Genomic DNA, 23,152 nt, shown 5'->3' with positions numbered 1-23,152 from the left:
GACCACCCTACGGCCCGGCACTGACAAACGGGTGATCAAGGCGGTGACGAGGGGCGGGATCAAGACCGGGTGCTCCTCTGACGTGGATCGATTCGGTTCGGTAGCGGCCGGGGCAGGTCCGGTCGGGTTCGGAGTAGCTAGCTTGAGGGACCGGGTCGTTTCGGCTCTGGTGGATGGCAGGGCTATGACGCCTGACGTCGGTCTGGAGGCTGGTGGAGATCGAGCCTGGTCACGGTGTCCATCGGGCCCGGATACGGCGGAGACCGACGCGGCTGGAAATCCGTGCGCCGCGAGTGGGAACCGGATGGGCGCGGGCGGTGTACCAAAAGTGATGACGCTGCGACGTGGCGTCACAGGAGATGGCGTAGGGACCGGTCTCGGATCATGAGGGCAGCTTGCTTGGCGGGCAGGTCGATCTCGGTGGCGAAGCCGAAGCCTGCGCTCAGAAAGGCGGCGATGGAGGGGATGTTGCGAAGGTCGGGTTCCGCGACCACGCGGGCACAGAGGAACCGCTTGGCGAGCACGAGATCAGCTACGGCTCTCAGCAGGGCGCTGCCGAGACGCCTCCCCCGGTCGGCCACATCGCCAATAAGCAGATGAATGCCGGTGTCGTGGGGTCGAGCGGGGTAGTGGCAAGCCAGTGGATCAAGGTCTGCCCGGTAGATCTCCCAGTAGCTCATCGGCGTGCCCTCCAACATCCCGAGGCACGGAACGCTGCGTCCCTCGCCGGAGAGCTGGGCCGCCAGGTGATCCGCCGTGACGGACTCAGGTCCGGCCAACTCCCAGAACCGTGCGACGGCGGAGTCGTTCATCCAGCGGCTGACCACCGACAGGTCCCGCTCGATGCGAACGGGGACGAGATGGAACACGCCCACAGGGGTGGTGGTCGGCCCCCACTCCGCGACCTGGTCGAGCAGGTCATCGGATGCCGATGGGACGGTGGCGGGTCTGACCGCGCCCTCAAGCCGGTCAGGGGGCGGGGCGACGTTGGCCCTTCTCCCCACCTCCAAGCGTTCGCTGTGGTTGTCGGGCAGGCGCAGTTCCAACGTGTCCTCACTGCCCAAACTCTCGGGGACGCTCGCGTCGGTGCGGCTCGTGCTGGTGCAGGTTCCGGGTATCACGCCGGTGCCGATGCCTGCGACGGGGGTGGTGCCGGCGGTGGCACTGGCAGTGGCGTCGGACCGAGGCACGGCGGTGCTCCTCTCGGGAGGTGCGATGGGGCATGTTCCTCAGCAGGGAGGGAGTTGCGGGGGTTGGCGGTGATCACAGGCCGCGTCAGTAATGAAGGGGGTTGGCGATGGTGACGTAGACGGACTGGGTGTCCACCGGGCCCACTAGCTCGTCGAGGCCGTGCACACGGGTGAGCAGGTTGGCCTTGCAGCGAAGGACAGGGGAGTCGAGCAGACGGGTGGGCAGCGTGGTGCGCAGGCGGCCGGGCCCCGAAGCCACGTCGATGAGGAAGCCCCGGAAGGCGGCGAGGAGGAGCCGTTCGTCGGCGAGGTGCTGGGAACCGAACGCTCCGATTACGCCGAGGACGTTGTTGATCGCGAGGTAGTACGCGAACCGTTCGTCGGTGACCTCGTCGGAGACGAAGGTGTCGCTGCGTTCGCCGATGCCGGGCAGGCGGGCATCGAGTTCCGCGCGCCGGGATTCGCGGAAGTAGTAGCCCTGGTTGTCGCGGTAGCGACCGCCGACGGGCCAGCCCTCGCCGTCGAGCAGGAGCAGCGTGTTCTGCTGATGTGCTTCCAGGGCGATTCCCGCTTCCGCGTCCAGCCACAGCACTGGGCGGACGACCTGTTCGAGGTAGCGCAGGAACCACTCGGCGGCGACGGCTCCTCGGGGCCGGCCGGTCCGGTCTGCGAGGCGTGTGACGACCTCGGCCAGTCGGGACCGCAGGACTGGTCGGTCGGCGTGCCGATCGGCTTCGGCGGCGCCCAGAGGGGCCCGGGGTCGGGGCGAGACAAGTCCGGCGATGCAGGAGGCGTCGTCATCGGGGCTGAACGGGTTGTGCCGGATCACCACGTCGAGCCCGGGCACGGGGTTGCCATCGGGCCCGTCGATGGCAATCCAGGCCGGGTCGCGGAGGATGTCGAACCCCGGGTGGGCCGCCTGCCACTGCTTGGACAGGCCGCTGCGGAGCAGCCGGTGGACCTCTACTCCGCGATGGAGTTCCTTGCGGAGGTTTTCGCGACGGGAGTTGGTGATGCGCAGGCCCAGCGACAGTTTGAGCATGGCTGGGGAGCTGGATCGGTGGACGGTGCGCACGGAGGAGGTGGGATGCCATGGGGAGCCGTGCGTGCCGAGGTTCTGGAGCAGTCCTGCCTCCAGCAGAGCCGTCGTCTCGGGGCGGTGCAGGACCTCGCGCACTTGCCATGGGTGCAGGGGCAGGGCCGTGTGGCCGTCGGGTAGCGGGAGCCCGGCTCCGGCGAGCCGGGCCGTGAGCCGGGGTGCGGAGACCAGGCGGCCGCGTTCGGTCCAGGCCGAGTCGGTGGCCAGTACGGAGGGAGCTACAGCCATCCAGTGGAGAGGGAAGGAGCCGCGCAACTCGGGTGAGTACGGCTGCGCTTCGGCCTCGGTGAGCCCTTCACGGCTCTTCGGGGTCGGGTGCAGCGGGTGTCCGAGCACGAGTGCCTGCTCGGCGGCGAGGAAGAGGTCGGGTTCGTCGGCAAGGCGTTTCCGGCGCTCGGTGATGAAGGCGGCGGTTCGGCGAACGGAGTCCGCCACGCGGGCGACGAGATCGGCACCGGCGCCGGCCGGGGCTGGCGCCGGGTGCGTCGTGATCGGAGGGTGGGTCGGGGGGGCGGGAGCGCTGTCGGTGGGCTTCTGCGCGCCGGGTGCCTCACGTGTGAGCAAGGCGGCGACTGTGACCGCGTCGGCGGGTGGGGCGTCGCCCGGGGCGTCCGCGAGGCGCGGGGGGCCGAAGCGGTGCCAGCCTGTCGGGGACCAGTAGCGGACGGGGACGAAGAGCGCCGTGCCGCTTGAGGGGAGGGGGATACGGAGGGTGCCGTTGTCGGGCGCGGCGAGGTGAGTCTCGCGTACCCAGCAGCGCAGCAGGTTCTCGACGGCCGCGGCCTCGGCTGCCGTATGCGGGTCGGGATGCTCCAGGAGGTCGGTGGCGGCGCCGGGGACCCACTCCGCCTCGGGACGTCCTCCCTGCGCGGGAACCCTATCTTCCGACACCGCTGGAGCCACTTCTTCCCGCTCCGCAGAAGCCACTCCCCGCTGGTCGGCGGCCGGCGTGGTGGTCGGTGCAGGTCGTGGTCGCGCGGAGGTTGGAGCGCCCGAGAGCCCGGGGGCGTGTTGGTGAGGACGGCTGTCGGGCGCGGGGGTGGTGTTCAAGGTGCGTTCCTCGGGGTGGTCCTGGCTCGAGCCGCCGACGGGAAGCGGCTTCGTGCTGTGCGGTACGGCGTGTGGAGGGCCTGGGCGTTCAGGAGGTCGTGCGATGGGTGGGGTGAAGGCGAGGGATGTCCGTGGTCTCAGGGATGTCAAGGACGAGCTCGGCAGGTGAGAGCTGGGGAAGGAAGCGTGTGGGCGTAAGAACTCGCGGGGGCACAGCCACCGGGCTACCCAGCCCGCTCGACGGAGGCGCCGGGCCAGCCCGTCTGCCGGTGGTGTGGTTGCTGTGGGTCCGCCTTGTCTCCACGATCACGGTTGCGGGCCACCGTCTCCACCGCGTCGGCCAGTCGGTGCAATACCGCGGCCGCTTGCTCATCGATGATCGTCAGCGGTGGAAGCAGGCGTACGACACTCGCGTGACGGCCGCCCAGTCCGACGATCAGGCCACGGCGCAGGCACTCCCGCTGTACGGCGGCCGCGAGTTTCGGAGCCGCGGGGCGAGGGCGTCGAGCGAGGCCACGGACTCCGGCGTCCGCTCTCCCGATGCCGGTCGAAGGCGTCCGACCACGACCGGCCCGGTCCATGCCCTCGCCCGCGGCCGCTCCGGCTCCGGCTCCGGCTCCGGCTCCGGCTCCGGCTCCGGCCAAGGAACCCAAATCGTCAGCATCGGAACCGCCCAGGCCGAACCCAGCACCAGCACCAGCACCAGCACCAGCACCAGCTACTGTCCCCGGCCGGGGACCGGCGCCAGTCACCGCCAAGGCAGCCTCACGATTCCCCTCAGCCTCGACCAGCTCAATCCCGATCATCAGCCCTCGCCCCCGGACATCGCCGATTATGGGGAACTGCCGTGCAAGGTCTCGAAGTTGGTCAAGCATGCGCGCGCCCAGAGTCCCGGCCCGTTCCGCGAGACTGTTTTCGCGGACGTAGGACAGAGTCGCCGTGCCCGCGGCCATGGCCAGTTGGTTGCCGGGGAACGTGCCGGCGACGGTGCCGGGTTCCCGGGCGTCGAGGTCGTCTCGGTACACCAGGACGGCCAGAGGCAGACTGCCGCCGATGGCATGGGAGAGGATCATCACGTCGGGGGTGATGCCACTGTGGTCGACCGCCCAGAAGGCGCCCGTGCGCCCGACTCCTGTCTGGACCTCGTCGGCGATCAGCGGGACGGACCGGGCGGCAGTCATCTGCCGCATGCGCCGCATCCACCCGTCGGGCGCGGGGATCACACCGCCCTCGCTCTGAACGGGTTCGAGAATCATCCCGGCAGGCAGTGGCAGCCCCGACCGGGAGTCGTCGAGGACCGACTCGGCCCAGTCGGCGGCGAGTCCGGCGCCGCGCGCACCTCCGACGCCGAAGGAGCAGCGGTAGTCCTGCGGATAGGGCAGGCGCATGATCCGCGAGTCGACGGCGAATCGGGCCTCTTCGAACGGCTCCTCCAACATCTCTTCGAAAGCCCCGTAGGCCGCACCGTCGAACGCCCCGTGAGGGGCGCCCGTGACGGCGAGCAGGCCGCTGCGTCCGGTCGCCGACCGGACGAGTTGGAATGCGGCCGCCACCGCGTCGGTACCGGCCGGACCGCAGAACCGCACCCGCGCGCGGTCGGCGAGTTTGGGCGGCAGGGTGCGGAACAGCTCAGTGACGAAGGCGTCTTTGACGGGGGTCGCGAGGTCCAGGGCGTCCAGCGGGGCGCCGGAGTCGAGGACCTTGCGGATCGCCTCCAGCACGACGGGGTGATTGTGGCCGAGGGCCAGGGTGCCCGCGCCCGAGAGGCAGTCCAGGTAACGGCGGCCGTCAGCGCCCTCGATGGTCAGCCCTCGCGCCCGCACCGGCACGATCGGCAGGGCGCGAGGGTAGGTACGGGCCGCCGACTCGCGCATCGACTGACGCCGCAGAATTCCCTCGTGCACAAGGCGCCCGCCACCGGACTCCTCTGCGGCAGCACGCCCCTCGGCAACCCCCGCAAACCCCCTCACACCAGCCTCGCCGACCCCGGTCACAGCGCCCTCCCAGCCCCGACCCCGGCTGCTTCCCCGAGCTCAGTCCCGGCGGCCTCTTCAAGCACAGACGCGGCGGTTCCTCCGACCAGGGCGGCCATAGCGGCCCCCCGTTCGCATACAAGCCTCGCGGCCACCCTCAAAGCGCTCCACTTCACAGCCACGGCTCCCCGCTCTCGCGTAGTCCAGGGGCAAGCCGTTCCTCGCCACTCACCCGACTCGACATACGAAACCCCGCGAGCGTTCACTCGAAGACACTCAAGACTCACGGGGTGGGCGCGCGGACCAGGCCGGTCACCTCGACACCGACCATCGGCACCGTGCCCCGTCGCTACCAACCCCGGACCGCTCAGCGGGTTACGGGCCACAGCAAGATCCTTGCCCCGAGGGAGCCGTTGCCGTGACAGACCGCCCAAGGATCACAGGTACTTGTTCTCACTTGCCCGAAATCAGTCACCGGTGCGTTCCGCCAAGACCTGTCCGGCCACCCGACGGCGCCATTCACCGCCTCATCAGGGAACGGGGCGTAGATCTGCGCATGTCGTCCAACGTGCTTGGCAGAAGTCCGGATGATTGCCAGGTCAGACAGCTCGTAGCGAAACCGTTGCCGTTCCGCGGGAAGTCCCCCACAGCGAGCGCATAGTGTGTGATGCCGTTCCAACACTCCGTGAGCTCAGCGCGAGAACAGGCCGATTGGACTCGTATCGACCCGGCCCAGCCCAGGTCGATCCAAATCAGCCCGGGTCGATTTCCATCAGCCCGGGCCGGTCCGGATCAGCCCGGTCGATCCGGATCGCTCCACGTCGTCGGCCCGACCGCGCCCGAGTTCACGGCACAGCACCCAGTTCGTTCACCTCAGGGGGAGTCACACCATGCGACCCATACGGCCGTCCTTCACCGCTCGTCGAGGAAGGAACGCACGCCGCGGAACCTCCCCCGCGTTGGCCGCCGTTGCCCTCGCCTCGGCGCTCGTGTTCACCGCCACCGCCTGCAACTCGGGCAATGCCGACGCCGGCGGCGAGGCCTCCGCACCCGTCGCGTCCGCGGGCGACGGCAAGATCACGATCCCGGACGACATCAAGGACAAGCTCAAAGAGCATGGGATCGACCTCGACAAGTGGAAGAACGGTGCCTGGAAGGACTGGAGCAAGGAGGACTGGCTGCGCGAGGCCGACGAGTACATCAACCCGATCATCCAGGGCCTCTGGGATCCGGACCGGATGCGGGAAGCCGAGGACCCGGACAACGCCGTCGACGACGGCGACATCTCCGGTGACCAGGGTGTGACCGACCCGGAGCCCGCGCCGGTGGACGCCAAGGCCGTCGCGCCTACGTACCATGCCAACGCTCCCGAAGCGGGCAAGGTGTTCTTCGACTCCCCCGAGGGCACGATGGTCTGCTCAGCGACGGTCGTGCAGGACCCGGCCCACCCCGGCAAGTCCAACCTCGTATGGACGGCCGGTCACTGTGTGCACGCCGGCAAAGACGGCGGCTGGTACCGCAACATCGCGTTCGTGCCGTCGTACAACAACGAGGGCTTGGGGACCGCGGACTTGGAGAGCGCCGCCAAGGAGGAGGTCACTCCATACGGCGTGTGGTGGGGCGACTGGGCGCAGACCTCGGACCAGTGGATCGAGCAAGGCGGGGCGACGGGCGGTGACGGCGCCTCGTACGACTTCGCCGTCATTCACGTGACTCCGGAAGAGGGCAGTGGCGGCAAGTCGCTGGAGGAGACCATCGGTTCGGCTCTGCCGGTGGACTTCAAGGCGCCGGCCGTGACGAAGGTCGCGAGCATCACCGCGACCGGCTACCCGGCCGCGGCGCCGTTCGACGGCCAGACCATGTACCAGTGCCAGGACAAGCCGGGTCGGCTGTCGATCAGTGCCCCGGACCCGACGATGTACCGCATCGGCTGCACGATGACGGGTGGCTCGTCGGGCGGCGGCTGGGTGGCGGCCGGCTCGGACGGCAAGCCGGCACTGGTCTCCAACACCTCGATCGGTCCGGTGACCGCGGGCTGGCTGGCGGGTCCGCGGCTGGGTGAGGTGGCCGAGGGCGTGTACGACTCCGTGAGCAAGAAGTTCGCCGGCCAGTGACGGCCTGCTGGGCCTGAGCCTTCTGAGCTTGGGCCTGCTGAGCAGGAACGGCGGTGCGGTGTCTCAAAAAACCTTCACCACCTCACCGCCGTTCACCCTCAACTCCACGGGCATAGTGGGGTCTCGTCCGCAAGGTGATCCACAAAGGCCCTGCGGGCTGGACGGGACCCAAAGAGATCGACCGGGTCCCAGGAGATCGACGGGGTCCAGGCAGACCGCCGGCATCCACGGACCCCACCCTCGCCTGACAAGCACATGACATTCGCACTTTTCACGGGGGTTACCGCACCATGCGTTCCACACGTACGCCCGCAGCGCCACGACCTGGGCGGCGCACCCGCACGCTTCTCACCGCCACCGGGCTCGTCGCAGCCTTCGCGCTGACCGCGACGGCCTGCGGCGGTTCGGGCGAGGACACCGCCGGCGACAAGCCCGGCGCCACCACGTCCCAGGCCGCCGGGGGCAAGGTCAAGGTTCCCGCGAAGATCGCCGACAAGCTCAAGGAGCACGGCATCGACGTCGACAACTGGGCGGCCGGTGGCTGGAAGGACTGGGACAAGGACAAGTGGCTCAGTGAGGCCAAGGACTTCGTCAACCCGGTGATCAGGGACCTCTGGAAGCCCGAGCGGATGCAGTCCGCGAAGGAGGCCGACAAGACGGTCTCGACGAAGGACGCCGCGGCGGACCAGGGCGTCAGTGACCCCGAGCCGGCGCCCGTCGAGGCCACGGCCGAGAAGACGCCGTACCACCAGAACGCGGCCCCGGTCGGCAAGATCTTCTTCGACTCCCCCGACGGCCCGATGGTCTGCTCGGGCACGGTCGTCAAGGACGTGAACCATCCCGGCAAGTCCAACCTGGTGTGGACGGCGGGCCACTGCGTGCACGCCGGTGGCAGTGGTGGCTGGTACCGCAACATCGTCTTCGTCCCGGCGTACAACGACCTCGGCAAGTCCGAGGCGCAGCTCGGCAACGCCACAGCCTCTGAGATAGCGCCCTACGGCAACTGGTGGGCCGACTGGGCCTCGACGTCGAACGGGTGGATCCAGGGCGGTTCCGAGACCGGTGGCGCGGGTGCCGCGTACGACTACGCCGTGCTGCATGTGAAGCCGGAGTCGGGCTCCAAGTCCCTGGAGGAGACCACCGGCGCCCTGGACGTCGACTTCTCCGCCCCGTCCGCGAGCGAGGTCGTCACGATGGGCGCCTGGGGCTACCCGGCCGCGCCGCCGTACAACGGTCTGCAGATGTTCAAGTGCCTCGACCAGCCGGGCCGGTTCTCGCTCAGCTCGAGCCTGCCGACGATGTACCGCATCGGCTGCACCATGACGGGCGGCTCGTCCGGCGGCGGCTGGTTCCGCGTGCTGGACGGGAAGACCACGCTGGTCTCGAACACCTCGATCGGCCCGACCGACAACACGTGGCTCGCGGGCCCACAGCTCGGCCAGGACGCCGAGGCGCTCTACGAGAGCATGAGCAAGACGTACGGCGGTCAGTGATCCGCACACGCTGATCCGCACACGCTGAAGGCCCGCCGCCTGCGACGAGCAGGCGGCGGGCCTTCAAGCTGTTCCGGGACGGTCAGGCGAACGGACGGTCAGGCGAGGGGCGCCGGAACGTACGGCGCGAGATCCGCCGCCAGTTCCTCGTGCACCCGCGCCTTGAGCAGGGTGCCCTCCGGGGTGTGCTCCGCGGAGATCACCTCGCCCTCGTCGTGGGCGCGGGCCACCAGCTTGCCCTGCGTGTACGGCACGAGCGCCTCGATCTCGACCGACGGCCGCGGCAGCTCGTTGTCGATCAGGGCAAGCAGTTCCTCGATGCCCTGGCCCGTGCGGGCCGACACCGGGATCGAACGCTTCTCGATCCGCATGAGCCGCTGGAGCGTCAGCGGGTCGGCCGCGTCCGCCTTGTTGATCACGACGATCTCGGGTACGCCGGTGGCGCCGACGTCCCTGATCACCTCGCGTACGGCGGCCAGCTGCTCTTCCGGGTTCGGGTGCGAGCCGTCCACCACGTGCAGGATCAGGTCGGACTCGCCGACCTCCTCCATGGTGGAGCGGAACGCCTCGACCAGGTGGTGCGGCAGGTGCCGGACGAAGCCGACGGTGTCCGCCAGGGTGTACAGACGGCCGCTGGGCGTCTCCGCCCGGCGCACGGTCGGGTCGAGGGTCGCGAACAGGGCGTTCTCGACCAGCACTCCCGCGCCCGTGAGGCGGTTGAGCAGCGAGGACTTGCCGGCGTTGGTGTAGCCGGCGATGGCGACCGACGGCACCTTGTGACGCTTGCGCTCCTGGCGCTTGATCTCGCGGCCGGTCTTCATGTCCGCGATCTCCCGGCGCATCTTCGCCATCTTCTCGCGGATCCGACGCCGGTCCGTCTCGATCTTGGTCTCACCGGGACCACGGGTGGCGAGGCCGCCGCCCTTGCCGCCGCCCATCTGACGGGACAGCGACTGACCCCAGCCGCGCAGCCTCGGCAGCATGTACTGCATCTGCGCGAGCGCTACCTGCGCCTTGCCCTCTCGGGACTTGGCGTGCTGGGCGAAGATGTCGAGGATCAGGGCCGTACGGTCGATGACCTTGACCTTGACGACGTCTTCGAGATGGATGAGCTGGCCCGGGCTGAGCTCACCGTCGCAGATGACGGTGTCCGCGCCCGTCTCGAGCACGATGTCGCGCAGCTCCTCGGCCTTGCCGGAACCGATGTAGGTGGCCGCATCGGGCTTGTCGCGGCGCTGGATCACGCCGTCGAGCACGAGCGCGCCCGCGGTCTCAGCGAGAGCGGCGAGCTCCGCGAGGGAGTTGTCCGCGTCCTGCGCGGTCCCCGAGGTCCAGACGCCTACGAGTACGACCCGCTCCAGGCGGAGCTGGCGGTACTCGACCTCGGTGACGTCCTCGAGCTCGGTGGAGAGGCCCGCGACGCGGCGCAGGGCCGCGCGCTCGGAGCGGTCGAACTGGTCGCCGTCCCGGTCTCCGTCGATCTCGTGGCTCCAGGCGACGTCCTCTTCCATCAGGGCATCGGCCCGAAGACCTTCGGGGTAGGCATGCGCGACGCGCTCAGTGTCCTGGGAAGAAGATGAAGAGGAGGTCATTGGGTCCTTACGTCGATGAGGATTCCGGCAAAGCGGCGACAGAGCCGAAGCCGAACTTCTGAGCCGGCCGTCACTGCTCACAACGCACGAGTACCCCGGGAGATTCCCGTGTCCCGTGCCGCGCCGACCTGAGGATGGTCGCACGGCACGGCCCGTCTCGTCACCGTCTTATTTCGCGGGAGCCTGCTGAGGTGCGGCCGACTTCCAGTCCGGGTGGCCGGGCATCGGCGGGGTCTTCTCGCCGTAGAGCCAGCCCTCGAAGAAGCCGCCCAGCTCGCGGCCGGAGATCTCCTCGGCGAGCCCGACGAAGTCCGCGGTCGAGGCGACGCCGTCCCGGTGGCGGGTCACCCAGGCCCTTTCCAGGCGTTCGAAGGCGGGGCGGCCGATCTCCTGGCGCAGGGCGTACAGGGCCAGTGCGGCGCCGTCGTAGACGTTCGGCCGGAAGATGCTGATCTTCTGGCCGGGGTCGGGGACCTTGGGGGCGGCGGGCGGTCCGCCGGCCGCGCGCCAGCGGTCGGAGGCGCCGTACGCCGCCTTCATCCGCGCCTCCATGGGGCGCTCCGCCTTCTCCTCCGCGTACAGGGCTTCGTACCAGGTGGCGTGCCCCTCGTTCAGCCACAGGTCGGACCAGGTACGGGGGCTCACACTGTTGCCGAACCACTGGTGGGCGAGCTCGTGCACCATGATCGAATCGACGTGCCACTCCGGGTAGCCGGGCTCGGTGAACAGGTTCTTCTCGAAGAGGGAAAGGGTCTGCGTCTCCAGCTCGAAACCGGTGTCGGCGTCGGCCATGAGCAGGCCGTACGTCTCGAAGGGGTACGGCCCGACCTTGCCCTCCATCCAGGCGATCTGGTCCGGGGTCTTCTTCAGCCACGGCTCCAGCCGCTCGCGGTCCTTGGTGGGCACGACGTCTCGTACGGGCAGTCCGTGCGGGCCGCTGCGGCGCAGCACGGTGGAGCGGCCGATGGACACCTGAGCGAGCTCGGTGGCCATGGGGTGCTGGGTCCGGTACGTCCAGGTCGTCGCCCGGCCCGCCCGGTCCACGCCGGTCGGCAGACCGTTGGCGACGGCCGTGTAGCCCTTGGGTGCGGTGACCCTGATGGTGAACATCGCCTTGTCGGAGGGGTGGTCGTTGCAGGGGAACACCAGGTGGGCGACGTCGGCCTGGTTGGCCATGGCGAGGCCGTCCGCGGTCCGCACCCAGCCGCCCTCCCGGTCCTCGTCGGACACGGGGTCGCTGGTGTGCCGCACGGTGACCCGCATCCAGCTGCCCTCGGGCAGCGGATCCTCGGGCGTCACCACCAGGTCCTCGCCGGCGCTCGTGAACGTCGCGGGCTCGCCGTCGACCTCGACAGAGTCGACCTTGCCGTGCGCGAAGTCGAGGTTGACGCGGTCCAGCGAGGCCGTCGTCCAGGCGTCGATCGTGGTGACCGCCTGGAGCGGCTTGCTGTTGGTTCCCGGATAGGTGAAGGAGAGGTCGTACGCCGCCACGTCGTACCCCGGGTTGCCCAGGTGCGGGAAGAGGCGGTCGCCAACGCCCAGCGGGGCGGCCGGGGCGCTCGCGGCGAGGAGGCAGACGGAGACTGCGGAGGCGAGAAGGGCGCCGGCCTTTCGGCGCCGGGAGGGCGTGAAGCGGGCTCGGGGAGCCGGGGTGCGGGGGGTGAGCAGCATGCACCACGGCTATCAGCGGGCGCGCGCGGTGCGGCGGCGGCGCGCGATCGGCCCACTCGAACGGGTAGGTCAGCGGGACGAGGGGGCCGCCGTCCGCGAGAGCGCGCCACGCGCGCGTGCCGGCGTCGACAGGCTCCTCTCAGGCCCCCGGCGTCTGTGCCCGGCTCACGTCGTACACCCCCGGCACGTCCCGCATCGCCCGCATCAGGGCGGGCAGGTGTGCCGCGTCGGGGAGTTGGACGGTGTAGGTGTGGCGTACGCGTTGCTGGCTGGGGGGCTCGACGGTCGCGGAGACGATCTCGGCCCCCTCCGAGGCCATCGCCTCGGTGAGGTCGGCGAGCAGATGCGGGCGGCCGAACGATTCGGCGAACAGGGTGACCCGGCATCCGCTGGTGTCTCCCCAGCGCACACCGACCTCCGCACGCCCCGCGCTCTTCATGCGAGCCACCGCGGCGCACTCCACGCGATGGACGGTCACCGCTCCCCCACGAACGGCGAAGCCGATCACCGCGTCGGGCGGTACGGGCGTGCAGCAACCGGCCATTCGTACGCTCGCCCCGGGCTGGTCGACGACGGCGTTCGCGGTGGCGGGACGGTCGGCAGTCGGGGCGGCGTGGCCTTCGGAAGCGGTCACGGTGTTCCCGGCGGCGGGCGGCCGGAGCGATGCCTCGCCGGCCTGGAGGGTCGGGACCGGCCCCGCCTTCTGCGCCTCGGCGGACGCCGGATGCGTCGTGAGCCACCGCTGGATGGCGATCCGGGCGGTGGGCGTGTGGGCGTGGTCCAGCCACTCCCTGGAGGGCTCGGAGGCGGGGTCCTGGCCCATGAGGAGCTGGACGGTGTCGCCGTCCTTCAGGACCGTGCTCAGCGTCGCCAGGCGGCCGTTGACGCGGGCGCCGATGCACGCGTGCGCGTCCTCGCCGTACTGCGCGTACGCGGCGTCCACACAGGTCGCCCCCGCGGGCAGACCCAGCCTGCCGCCGTCGGGCCGGAACACGGTGATCTCACGGTCCTGGGCGAGGTCCTCGCGCAGGGTGGACCAGAACGTGTCGGAGTCGGACGCGGCCTCCTGCCAGTCGAGGAGGCGGGAGAGCCAGCCGGGGCGGGTCGGGTCGGCGCGCTCACCGTCACGCGAAACGGTCTGCTCCTCCGAAGGGGGAGCGTAGGGATTGCCCAGCGCGACGACGCCGGCCTCCGCGACCTTGTGCATCTGGTGGGTGCGGATGAGGACTTCGGTGACCTGGCCGTCCTCGCGGGCCACGGCGGTGTGCAGCGACTGGTAGAGGTTGAACTTGGGGACGGCGATGAAGTCCTTGAACTCGGAGACCACGGGCGTCATACAGGTGTGCAGTTCACCGAGTACGGCGTAACAGTCGGCGTCCTCGTTCACCAGCACCAGCAGACGGCCGAAGTCGGCGCCGCGCAGCCGGCCGCGTTTGCGGGCGACGCGGTGCACGGAGACGAAGTGCCGCGGGCGGATGAGGACTTCGGCCGGGATGCCGGCGTCCCGCAGGACCGTGCGCATCTCGTCGGCCATCTCGGCGAGCGGGTCGTCCGCGCGGGAGGCGTTGTCGACGATCAGCTCCCGGGTGTGCTCGTACTCCTCGGGGTGGAGGATCGCGAAGACCATGTCCTCCAGTTCGGTCTTGAGCGCCTGGACGCCGAGCCGTTCCGCGAGGGGGATGAGGACGTCCCGGGTGACCTTGGCGATGCGGACCTGTTTCTCGGGACGCATCACGCCGAGCGTGCGCATGTTGTGCAGCCGGTCGGCGAGTTTGATCGACATCACACGGACGTCGTTGCCGGTGGCGACGAGCATCTTGCGGAAGGTCTCGGGCTCGGCGGCGGCCCCGTAGTCGACCTTCTCCAGTTTCGTGACGCCGTCGACGAGGAAGCGCACCTCCTCGCCGAACTGCTCACGGACCTGATTGAGCGTCACGTCCGTGTCCTCGACGGTGTCGTGGAGCAGAGACGCCGTCAGGGTCGTTGTCTCGGCGCCCAGTTCGGCGAGGATCAGGGTCACGGCGAGCGGGTGTGTGATGTACGGCTCACCGCTCTTGCGCATCTGACCGCGATGCGAGGACTCGGCCAGGACGTAGGCGCGGCGCAGCGGTTCGAGGTCGGCGTCGGGGTAGTGGGCGCGGTGGGCCTCGGCCACGTGACCGATGGCGTCGGGCAGCCGGTCACGGGCGGCGGGGCCGAGCAGCGCGGCCCGGCCGAGACGGCGCAGGTCGATCCGGGGGCGGGCCTTCCTGCGGGGCACTGTCGGCAGGACCGGGCCTGCTGTGACCGGGCCTGGGCTCGCGGGATTCGTGGCCTCCGCACTCATGGGCACCTCCGGCTGCGTGGACCGGCGGACGGGGTGCCCCAGGGCGGACACAGCTCGGGGGATGGCATCAGTCCCCCGTCCGGGCCGGTGCTTGATGCTACCGAGCCCATCACGTGCGCCCGACCGCCTCTCGTCGAGCGTGAAAAGGATCACCCATTCGAGCGACGGTTTGCAGGTTTACGGTTCGCATGCTGTGACCTGCGGCCAGTCAGCGAACGAAGCGTTCCAGCCACTCCGCGTCGATTTCTCCCTCGGCGACGATCACCGCGGGGCCGGTCATCTCGATCTCGCCGTCGGGTCGCTCGGTGATCACCAGGGTGCCGCCGGGCACGTCGACGGTGTACGTCACCGGGGTTCCGGTGGCGGTCGGGTCGGCGCCGTCCCGGCGGGCGGCGGCCACGGCGACGGCGCACGCGCCCGTGCCGCACGAGCGGGTCTCGCCGGAGCCGCGCTCGTGCACGCGCAGGGCGACGTGCCGGGGGCCGCGGTCGACCACGAACTCGACGTTCACCCCGTCGGGATAGGCGGCGGCCGGGCTGAAGGGCGGGGGGGAGTACAGGTCGCCCGCGTGCGCGAGGTCGTCCACGAAGGCGACGGCGTGCGGGTTGCCCATGTTCACGTTTCGCGCGGGCCAGCTGCGCTCGCCCACACTCACCGTGACGTCCCCTTCCGGGAGCAGCGCCTTGCCCATGCCGACGGTGATGTCACCGTCCTTGGAGAGGTGCACCGTCTTCACGCCCCCGCGCGTGGCGATCGCGAGGTCGCCCTCGTCGGCGTGTCCGGCGCGCTGGAGGTAGTGCGCGAACACGCGCACGCCGTTGCCGCACATCTCCGCGATCGAGCCGTCGCCGTTGCGGTAGTCCATGAACCACTCCGCCTCGGCCGCCATGTCCTTGGCCTCGGGGTGTGCCACGGACCGCACCACGTGCAGCAGGCCGTCACCGCCGATGCCGGCGCGGCGGTCGCACAGGGCGGCGACGGCGGCCGGGGGCAGGTCGATGGTGTTCTCGGGGTCCGGGACGATCACGAAGTCGTTCTCGGTGCCGTGCCCCTTGAGGAAGGCGATCCGCGTGCTCATTCCTCGATCGTACGGGGTGGGTACGACAACCCACGCGCGCGTGGGAGACCGGCACAGCCGACCGGCCCGGCGCTGCTCAGCGCAGCCGGGCCACGCGCCACACGGCCAGCACGACCACCGCGGCGACCATCACGGCATACGCGACCACGACCCGCCAGTCCGGACGGCGTCCGGAGCCCCGCTGCGGCAGCCCGGGCCACGTGTAACCAACGCGACGAGCGGCCATCATGCCCCAGCCGGCCGCGCAGGAGCAGATCAGCAGGCCCAGCATGGCGATCACGGCTCCGCTGTCGCCGAAGTCGAAGGCCAGCGGGAACGCGAACATCAGGGAGCCGACCGCGGCCAGGCTCACGATGGGAGCGAGCTGCCAGATGCGCATCCGGCGCTGCGGGCGCAGCTCGACCTCGACCTCGGGGCCGCCCGCGAACATCTCCTCGGGCTCCGGGCCGTCGGCGGTCACGCCGTCCGGCGTCTCGTCGGGCCCGTCGGGGCTCAGACGGTCGCCGTCCTGCTCCGCTTCACCGCTGTCAGCGGTGAGGGGCTCGGTACCTTGTGCGGTGTCGCGAGGGCCGGCCTCCATCGCCACGCGCCCTCCCAACTCGGACTCCACCTGGTCGATCGAAGCTCGATGATGGCACGGTGCCGAAGGCCGCGATGACGGCCGGAGCGTCCCGATGCCATGACGTGATCAGGCTGTGACCGGTCGTTCGACCAATGCCAGTGCGAGCTGCGGAAGTTCTGTGACATCCGCCGCAGCCCCACTCAACCAATGCACACGCGGGTCGCGCCTGAACCACGAATCCTGACGGCGCGCGAAGCGCTTGGTGGCACGTACGGTCTCGGCCCGCGCCTCCGCGTCGGTGCACTCCCCTGCGAGCGCAGCGAGCACCTGCTGGTAGCCGAGCGCGCGCGAGGCCGTACGCCCCTCGCGCAACCCCTGCGCCTCCAGTGCGCGTACCTCGTCCACCAGCCCGGCTTCCCACATCCGGTCGACCCGGCGCGCGATGCGCTCGTCGAGTTCGGGGCGCGCCACGTCGACGCCGATCTGCAGGGTGTCGTAGACCGAGTCGTGGCCAGGGAGGTTGGCGGTGAAGGGCTTGCCGGTGATCTCGATCACCTCGAGGGCCCGGACGATACGGCGGCCGTTGCTGGGCAGGATCGCGTGCCCGGCCTCGGGGTCGGCGACGGCCAGGCGCGCGTGCAGCGCCCCCGAGCCGCGCAGGGTGAGCTCCTCCTCCAGCCGGGCCCTGACCTCGGGGTCGGTGCCGGGGAACTCCAGGTTGTCGACGGCCCCGCGGATGTACAGGCCGGATCCGCCGACCAGGATCGGCCAGCGGCCCTCGGCGAGCAGGGTGTCGATCCTGGCGCGGGCCAGTCTCTGGTACTCGGCGACGGAGGCGGTGACCGTGACGTCCCAGATGTCCAGGAGGTGGTGCGGGACGCCGTCGCGTTCCTCGGGCGTCAGCTTGGCGGTGCCGATGTCCATCCCTCGGTAGAGCTGCATGGAGTCGGCGTTGACGACCTCGCCGCCGAGACGCCGGGCCAGAAAGACGCCCAGATCGGACTTACCGGCCGCGGTCGGTCCGACGACGGCGATGACTCGGGGGGCGGGGGGTGCGCTGCTCACCGCCCCAGTCTCGCAAACCTCACGACCACGCCTCGAACGAGTTACGTGACGGTACGCGCGCGGGGTCGTTGCCAGTTGCGAGGTTTTCCGCCGCCTGATCGCAGAGGCGGCGGCCCGGGCGGCGCAAACGGACGTACCGGACGACGCGGGATTTCGCCCGCATGAGTAACGTATGGAGTGGATATGGGCGTTTTCGCACGACTTCTCCGGAGGTCAAAGACCACGGAGGAGGCGTCAACCGCCGAGCCGCAGGCCGATACGCCGACGGCCGAGCCCTCGGCTGAGAAGGCGGCAGAGGCGAAGGGGTCTGTCGAGGCCGAGGCTGAGACCGAAGCCGGTACGACGTCCGAGACGAAGACTGAGACGAAGGCCGAGGCCAAGGTCGAAGACGCTGTGGAGGAGTCGGCTGTACCGGCCGCCGAGGACACCTCCGGCTCCGGCGAAGGCGTCGAGATCCCCAAGCAGCAGTCCGCGGAAGAGGCTGCCGACAGCGAGGCCGGCGAAGGCGCTCGCACGTAACTGCCCCGCAAGGGAAGGTGGACCATGGGTCTCCTGGACAATGTGAAGGCCAAACTCAGCCCCGCCAAGGACAAGGTCTCCGGCCTCGCCCAGCAGCACGGGGACAAGATCGAGCACGGCCTCGACAAAGCCGCCAAGGTCGTCGACGAGAAGACCAAGGGCAAGTACAGCGACAAGATCCAGTCGGGGACGGGCAAGGCCAAGGGAGCCATGGACCGGATCGCGCACAAGGACGGCACGGACCCGGGCGGCGACATCGGTACGCCACCGGCCTCCCCGCCTCCGGCTTCCTGAACGACACGGCACACCGACGGACGGCCGCGGAGCACGACGCTCCCGGCCGTCCGTCGTTTCCGTCGAACCCGTCGGTCCCCTCGTTGCGCCGTTTCCGTGGCTGCGCCTTTTCCGTCGTTGCCGTCGCCTCCGCGGTACGGCGAGGCGGCTACGACCAGGCCGCGACCACGTATCCCACCCCGTACGGCGCGCCCTCGTACAGCAGCGTGCCGCCGAGGTTCGTGCCCTGCGCCGCGCCGGCCAGCACCTGCCAGGGGGCCCGGCCCGATGCCTTCAGCTCGTACGCCAGGTCTGCGTCCAGCGCTTTGAGAGCCACCAGGTCGGCCGCGCCCAGTGCACGCGTGACCTCAGCGTCGAAGGGCGCCGCCCGGTCGTCGAGATAACCGGGTGCCTTGAGCGTGCGGCACGCGCTGGCGTCGCCCATCACCAGCAGCGCCACCCGCTCGGCACGGCCCGCGATTTCCCCTCCGACTTCGATACACCGCTCGGCCTCGAGAGGTTCCCCCACGCCGAGTCCCTCGATCGGGGCATCCGACCACCCGGCCCGCTCCAGCAGCCACGCGGCCACCGACAGCGAGGGCGGGAGCAGGCGATCGGCTCCTGCGTCCCGGTCCGCGCCCAGGCGTACGTCGAGGTCCACGCCGAACCCGCGGAACGAGCCCGGGGTGCCCTCCGGATGCGTCCCGCGCCCGCTCTGGTCGGCCGGCCCGACGACCACGAGCCGGTCGGGCCGGGCCGCGGCGAGAACACCGAGCGCGTCCGTGCACGCGGCACGCGCGACGTCCAGTTCGGGTGCGGCACCCGCGGCGACCTCGGGCACGAGCAGGGGCGGGCAGGGACAGACTGCGGCGGCGACAAGCATGATCGGCAGGGTAACCCTGGCGGGCGGTACGAGGGAGCCGAGGACCGGCGGAACGGCCGTACGGCCCCCGAAACTCCCCGCGTGTCCACACGCCGCTCCGCGGCGCGTGGGGGCGCAGTGGTGGGCCGTCGCCGCAGACGTCGCTGCGCGGCCCGCCTCAGCAAGCAGCCCCTACCCGCAACCCGGTCACGCCGCAGGCTCAGCCGCGGCGTCAGTCGCAGCCGCAGCCGCTGCCCGTCGTGGCCGGGAGCGGCTCGGGGGCGCCGATCTTCGGGAGGCCGAGCATGACGCCGGCCGGCGCGGCGGCCTTCTCGGCGTTGCGCTTCTCCCAGGCGTCGCCCGCGCGCGTGGGGCGCACCGCGAGGGTGGGTCCCTCGGCGAGGAGGTGGTGCGGGGCGGCGTACGTGATCTCGACGGTCACCACGTCACCGGGGCGGACCTGCTGCTCCGGCTTGGTGAAGTGGACCAGGCGGTTGTCGGGGGCGCGGCCGGAGAGGCGGTGGGTGGCACCGTCCTTGCGGCCCTCACCCTCGGCGACCATGAGGTCGAGCGTGCGGCCGACCTGCTTCTTGTTCTCCTCCCAGGAGATCTCCTCCTGGAGGGCGACAAGACGCTCGTAGCGCGCCTGGACGACCTCCTTGGGGATCTGGTTCTCCATGGTCGCGGCCGGGGTGCCGGGGCGCTTGGAGTACTGGAAGGTGAAGGCCTGTGCGAACCGGGCCTCTCGGACGGCGTGCAGCGTCTCCTCGAAGTCCTCCTCGGTCTCGCCGGGGAAGCCCACGATGATGTCGGTGGTGATCGCCGCGTGCGGGATGGCGGCGCGCACCTTCTCGATGATCCCGAGGTAGCGCGCCTGGCGGTAGGAGCGGCGCATCGCCTTGAGGACCGTGTCCGAGCCGGACTGCAGGGGCATGTGCAGCTGCGGCATCACGTTCGGCGTCTCGGCCATGGCCGCGATCACGTCGTCGGTGAAGTCGCGCGGGTGCGGAGAGGTGAAGCGGACGCGCTCCAGGCCCTCGATGGCGCCGCAGGCCCGCAGCAGCTTGCTGAAGGCCTCGCGGTCGCCGATGTCGGAGCCGTACGCGTTGACGTTCTGGCCGAGCAGCGTGATCTCGGAGACGCCCTCGGCGACCAGGGCCTCGATCTCGGCCAGGATGTCGCCGGTCCTGCGGTCCTTCTCCTTGCCCCGCAGGGCGGGGACGATGCAGAAGGTGCAGGTGTTGTTGCAGCCGACGGAGATGGAGACCCAGGCCGCGTACGCGCTCTCGCGCCGCGTCGGCAGAGTGGAGGGGAAGGCTTCGAGCGACTCGGCGATCTCGACCTGTGCCTCTTCCTGGACGCGGGCGCGTTCCAGGAGGACGGGCAGTTTGCCGATGTTGTGCGTGCCGAAGACGACGTCCACCCAGGGCGCCTTCTTCACGATGGTGTCGCGGTCCTTCTGCGCGAGGCACCCGCCGACCGCGATCTGCATCCCGGGGCGGCTCGCCTTCCTCGGGGCGAGGCGGCCGAGGTTGCCGTAGAGCCGGTTGTCGGCGTTCTCACGCACCGCGCAGGTGTTGAAGACGACGACGTCCGCGTCCCCGTCCGACCCCTCGGGTGCGCGCACGTACCCGGCGTCCTCGAGCAGCCCGGACAATCGCTCGGAATCGTGAACGTTCATCTGGCACCCGTAGGTGCGCACCTCGTATGTCTTCACGCCCACTGCCAGGCTCCGGTCGCTGCTGCTCATGCGACAAGGGTAGGCGGTGCCCGAAGGGCCTCCTGCCGCCGACGGTCTGCCGGCCGGCTCCGGGGATGCGCCGCTCCCGCACCGGCATACGCCCTGTCACGCGCCGGCTACGGGAGGTGGCTGTCACGCCGGTCGCTTCTCGGTCACCTGTTCCGTCCCGACGAGCTGCCGCAGTGGCGTTGGCAGCGGCACAGCGGGCACGCCGTGGAACCGGTTCGATCGCTTCACGGGTCGATGAGGCCCGCCCGGATCGCGTACCGGGTCAGTTCCAGACGGTCGCGCATGCCCAGCTTCTGAAGAAGGTTCGCGCGGTGGCGTTCGACTGTCTTGGTGCTGATGAAGAGCAGTTCGCCGATCTCCTTCGAGGTGTGGCCCTCGGCGACGAGTTTGAGGATCTCCTCCTCACGCTCGGTGATGGCCCGCTCGGGCAGACCGTCGCCCCGGTGGAGGCGGTCGAGGTACGAGCGGACCAGGGCCCGTTCCGCCCCCGGATAGATGAACGGCTCGTCCCGTACGGCCGCCCGGCACGCCTGGACGAGGTCGCGGTCGGCGACGGACTTCAGGACGAAGCCTCCGGCGCCGGCCTTGAGGGCCTCGAAGAAGTACTGCTCGTTGTCGTACATCGTGAGGATGAGGATGCGCAGGTCCGGCAGGCGGCGGGAGAGTTCGCGGGCCGCCTGGAGGCCGGTCATCCGAGGCATCGCGACGTCGAGGACGGCCAGATCGACGTCACACGCGCGTGCCAGCTCGACCGCCTCCGCCCCGTCGCCGGCCTCGGCCACGACGGTGAGGTCCGGCTCATTCTCGAGGATGAGGCGCACGCCTCTGCGTACGAGGGTGTGGTCGTCGGCGAGCAGGACGCGGATCGGGGTCTTCAGCGGTGGGCCGGGCGCCATCAGCGGCTCTTCCCGGTCGCGGCCGGAATGCGCAGCCGTATGTCGGTGCCGCGGCCCGGGGCGGGTTCCACCGAGAGAGCGGCGCCTACGAGGAGGGCACGTTCGCGCATGCCGCTGATGCCCGAGCCCTCAGGGGCACCGCCGAGACCCTTGCCGTTGTCGCGTACGAGGAGTTCGACGCCGTCCGTGACCGGCCGCAGCCGGACTTCCGCGCGGTCGGCGGCGGCGTGCCGCGCGGTGTTGGTCAGACCCTCCTGGGCGACGCGGTAGACCACGAGTTCGGACTCCTCCGTCAGCCGGGGCAGATCGCCGGGGACGTGGTGGCGCACGGTCAGTCCGTGCGTGGTGAACTCGGCCGCGAGGGAGCGCAGGGCGCTCGGCAGCCCGAGCTCGTCCAGGACGCCGGGGCGCAGTCGGCGGGCGATGCGGCGGATCTCGTCGAGGCCGGCGCGGGTGGCCTCCTGGGCCTGGCCGACCTCCTCGCGCAGTTCCTCGGGCACCCAGTCTGCGACGCGCTTGAGCTGGAGGAGGACCGCGGTCAGGGTCTGGCCGACCTCGTCGTGGAGTTCGCGGGCGACGCGGTGGCGTTCGCGTTCCTGGGCGGAGAGCGCGCGGGCGGCGCCGGTGGCGCGTTCGTTCTCCAGCCGGTCGAGCATCGTGTTGTACGTCGTGATCAGCGCGGCCGTCTCCGCGGGACCGGCGACAAGGGCACGGGCCCCGGGGCGCAGCAGGTCGGCCGTCGCCATGGCCCGGCCCAGGCGCTGGAGCGGGGCGAGGCCGATGCGCAGCACGAGCGCGTTGGCGGCGAGCAGTGCAGCGAGGCCCGCCACGACGGCCAGTGCCTCGCCCGGCAATACGGGGGTGGACACGGTGACCGGACCGAGCAGCAGTGCGGCGGCCGCGATCAGGCCGACGGCGTTGAGCGAGAAGATCCGCCAGAACAGCGACACGGTTCTTTTCTCGCCCCTTCCCGTCCTTGTCTGCGGCCCTTGGGTATCCGCGTACGGCACCGTCGCAGCCACCCTCGCCGCGCGCCTTCGGCCTCGTATATCCGTGACGACACCCATGTCGTCACCGTACGGGGCAGTGGCAGCATGCGGACTTGGCAACCGCGTACACCGCATCACGACGAGTTAAGGGGAGAAAAACGTGTCTGCTCCACGCCTGAGGGCGACGCCGCTACCGGGGATCGGGGTCCAGTACGACCTCATGACCCGGGAAGACCGCCATCTGTCCGTGGTGGCACACCGCGACGGCGCCCGCACGGTGAGCGTGTACCGGGCCGACGATCCCGACTCCTGCGCCCAGTCGCTTCGGCTGACCGGTCCCGAGGCAGGCGCCCTGATCGACGCGCTGATGCCGTCCCATCACAGTGCGAGCCTGCTCTACACCACGGACCTGGGGCTGGTCGCCGAGCGCGTCGAGATCGCCGCGGGGTCCCGGTGGAACGGGCGGGTGCTGGGCGAGACCCGGATGCGGACCGAGACGGGCGCGTCCGTCGTGGCGGTGCTGCGGAGGGCGGAGGCCATTCCGTCGCCGGCGCCGGACTTCCGGCTCGTCGGCGGGGACACCCTCATCGTGGTCGGTACCCGTGAGGGCGTCGACGCCGCCGCGGCGATACTCGGGCGGGAGTGATCCG

The 23,152-nt window shown here is 70.5% G+C and carries 18 protein-coding genes; 5 read left to right on the top strand and 13 right to left on the bottom strand.

Annotation, left to right across the window (positions count from 1 at the left end):
- Nucleotides 1-350: 350 nt before the first annotated feature.
- From KUM49_RS15170 to KUM49_RS15160, 3 genes are all read right to left on the bottom strand, one after another.
- On the bottom strand, nucleotides 351-1,190 hold the full coding sequence (locus tag KUM49_RS15170) for a GNAT family N-acetyltransferase (protein ID WP_217237361.1): 840 nt from the start codon (nucleotides 1,188-1,190) through the stop codon (nucleotides 351-353).
- An 85-nt stretch (nucleotides 1,191-1,275) separates the two neighbouring features.
- On the bottom strand, nucleotides 1,276-3,339 hold the full coding sequence (locus KUM49_RS15165) for an IucA/IucC family protein (RefSeq protein WP_217237360.1): 2,064 nt from the start codon (nucleotides 3,337-3,339) through the stop codon (nucleotides 1,276-1,278).
- A 224-nt stretch (nucleotides 3,340-3,563) separates the two neighbouring features.
- Entirely contained in the window at nucleotides 3,564-5,213 is a 1,650-nt protein-coding gene (locus tag KUM49_RS15160) for an aminotransferase class III-fold pyridoxal phosphate-dependent enzyme (protein WP_217237437.1), read from the bottom strand.
- A 989-nt stretch (nucleotides 5,214-6,202) separates the two neighbouring features.
- Here KUM49_RS15160 and KUM49_RS15155 point away from each other — a divergent pair.
- Nucleotides 6,203-7,426, top strand: coding sequence for a serine protease (locus KUM49_RS15155; RefSeq protein WP_217237359.1), 1,224 nt, complete (start codon nucleotides 6,203-6,205; stop codon nucleotides 7,424-7,426).
- A 290-nt stretch (nucleotides 7,427-7,716) separates the two neighbouring features.
- On the top strand, nucleotides 7,717-8,919 hold the full coding sequence (locus KUM49_RS15150; RefSeq protein WP_217237358.1) for a serine protease: 1,203 nt from the start codon (nucleotides 7,717-7,719) through the stop codon (nucleotides 8,917-8,919).
- A gap of 98 nt (nucleotides 8,920-9,017) precedes the next feature.
- Here KUM49_RS15150 and hflX read toward each other — a convergent pair whose 3' ends face one another.
- The 6 genes from hflX to miaA form a co-directional block, all read right to left on the bottom strand.
- Nucleotides 9,018-10,511, bottom strand: coding sequence for a GTPase HflX (hflX, locus tag KUM49_RS15145; protein ID WP_217237357.1), 1,494 nt, complete (start codon nucleotides 10,509-10,511; stop codon nucleotides 9,018-9,020).
- Nucleotides 10,512-10,679: 168 nt separating this feature from the next.
- A complete protein-coding gene (locus KUM49_RS15140; protein WP_217237356.1) occupies nucleotides 10,680-12,182 on the bottom strand; it encodes a M1 family metallopeptidase in 1,503 nt (500 codons plus the stop codon).
- 139 nt (nucleotides 12,183-12,321) lie between these two features.
- On the bottom strand, nucleotides 12,322-14,508 hold the full coding sequence (locus tag KUM49_RS15135) for a bifunctional (p)ppGpp synthetase/guanosine-3',5'-bis(diphosphate) 3'-pyrophosphohydrolase (RefSeq protein ID WP_217237355.1): 2,187 nt from the start codon (nucleotides 14,506-14,508) through the stop codon (nucleotides 12,322-12,324).
- 208 nt (nucleotides 14,509-14,716) lie between these two features.
- A complete protein-coding gene (gene dapF, locus KUM49_RS15130; RefSeq protein WP_217237354.1) occupies nucleotides 14,717-15,586 on the bottom strand; it encodes a diaminopimelate epimerase in 870 nt (289 codons plus the stop codon).
- Nucleotides 15,587-15,662: 76 nt separating this feature from the next.
- Nucleotides 15,663-16,166 carry a hypothetical protein gene (locus tag KUM49_RS15125; RefSeq protein WP_217237436.1) on the bottom strand — a complete coding sequence of 168 codons (504 nt, stop codon included), beginning with the start codon at nucleotides 16,164-16,166 and terminating at the stop codon, nucleotides 15,663-15,665.
- A gap of 108 nt (nucleotides 16,167-16,274) precedes the next feature.
- Complete coding sequence (gene miaA / locus KUM49_RS15120) at nucleotides 16,275-17,213, bottom strand: tRNA (adenosine(37)-N6)-dimethylallyltransferase MiaA (protein ID WP_217237353.1); 939 nt, start codon at nucleotides 17,211-17,213, stop codon at nucleotides 16,275-16,277.
- 183 nt (nucleotides 17,214-17,396) lie between these two features.
- On the opposite strand from miaA, the gene KUM49_RS15115 reads away from it, so the two are divergent.
- Together KUM49_RS15115 and KUM49_RS15110 are read left to right on the top strand one after the other, a co-directional pair.
- Entirely contained in the window at nucleotides 17,397-17,732 is a 336-nt protein-coding gene (locus KUM49_RS15115; protein ID WP_217237352.1) for a hypothetical protein, read from the top strand.
- A gap of 24 nt (nucleotides 17,733-17,756) precedes the next feature.
- Nucleotides 17,757-18,026 carry an antitoxin gene (locus KUM49_RS15110; RefSeq protein ID WP_217237351.1) on the top strand — a complete coding sequence of 90 codons (270 nt, stop codon included), beginning with the start codon at nucleotides 17,757-17,759 and terminating at the stop codon, nucleotides 18,024-18,026.
- A gap of 148 nt (nucleotides 18,027-18,174) precedes the next feature.
- Here the strand turns inward: KUM49_RS15110 and KUM49_RS15105 are convergent, their stop codons facing one another.
- From KUM49_RS15105 to KUM49_RS15090, 4 genes are all read right to left on the bottom strand, one after another.
- Nucleotides 18,175-18,888, bottom strand: a complete 714-nt coding sequence (locus KUM49_RS15105; protein WP_217237350.1) for a class III extradiol dioxygenase subunit B-like domain-containing protein — start codon at nucleotides 18,886-18,888, stop codon at nucleotides 18,175-18,177.
- A gap of 211 nt (nucleotides 18,889-19,099) precedes the next feature.
- Nucleotides 19,100-20,617, bottom strand: a complete 1,518-nt coding sequence (gene miaB / locus KUM49_RS15100) for a tRNA (N6-isopentenyl adenosine(37)-C2)-methylthiotransferase MiaB (RefSeq protein WP_217237349.1) — start codon at nucleotides 20,615-20,617, stop codon at nucleotides 19,100-19,102.
- 224 nt (nucleotides 20,618-20,841) lie between these two features.
- Nucleotides 20,842-21,513, bottom strand: coding sequence for a response regulator transcription factor (locus KUM49_RS15095; protein ID WP_217237348.1), 672 nt, complete (start codon nucleotides 21,511-21,513; stop codon nucleotides 20,842-20,844).
- Complete coding sequence (locus KUM49_RS15090; protein WP_308406627.1) at nucleotides 21,513-22,463, bottom strand: sensor histidine kinase; 951 nt, start codon at nucleotides 22,461-22,463, stop codon at nucleotides 21,513-21,515. The genes KUM49_RS15095 and KUM49_RS15090 overlap by 1 nt, the downstream gene beginning before the upstream one ends.
- A 199-nt stretch (nucleotides 22,464-22,662) precedes the next feature.
- On the opposite strand from KUM49_RS15090, the gene KUM49_RS15085 reads away from it, so the two are divergent.
- Nucleotides 22,663-23,148, top strand: coding sequence for a TrkA C-terminal domain-containing protein (locus tag KUM49_RS15085; protein ID WP_217237346.1), 486 nt, complete (start codon nucleotides 22,663-22,665; stop codon nucleotides 23,146-23,148).
- Nucleotides 23,149-23,152: the final 4 nt, after the last annotated feature.

The organism is Streptomyces sp. AC555_RSS877, from assembly GCF_019049245.1.
Classification (GTDB): domain Bacteria; phylum Actinomycetota; class Actinomycetes; order Streptomycetales; family Streptomycetaceae; genus Streptomyces.
The sequence above is the reverse complement of the archived record's forward strand: the minus strand, read 5'-3'. Positions and strand labels throughout refer to the sequence as shown.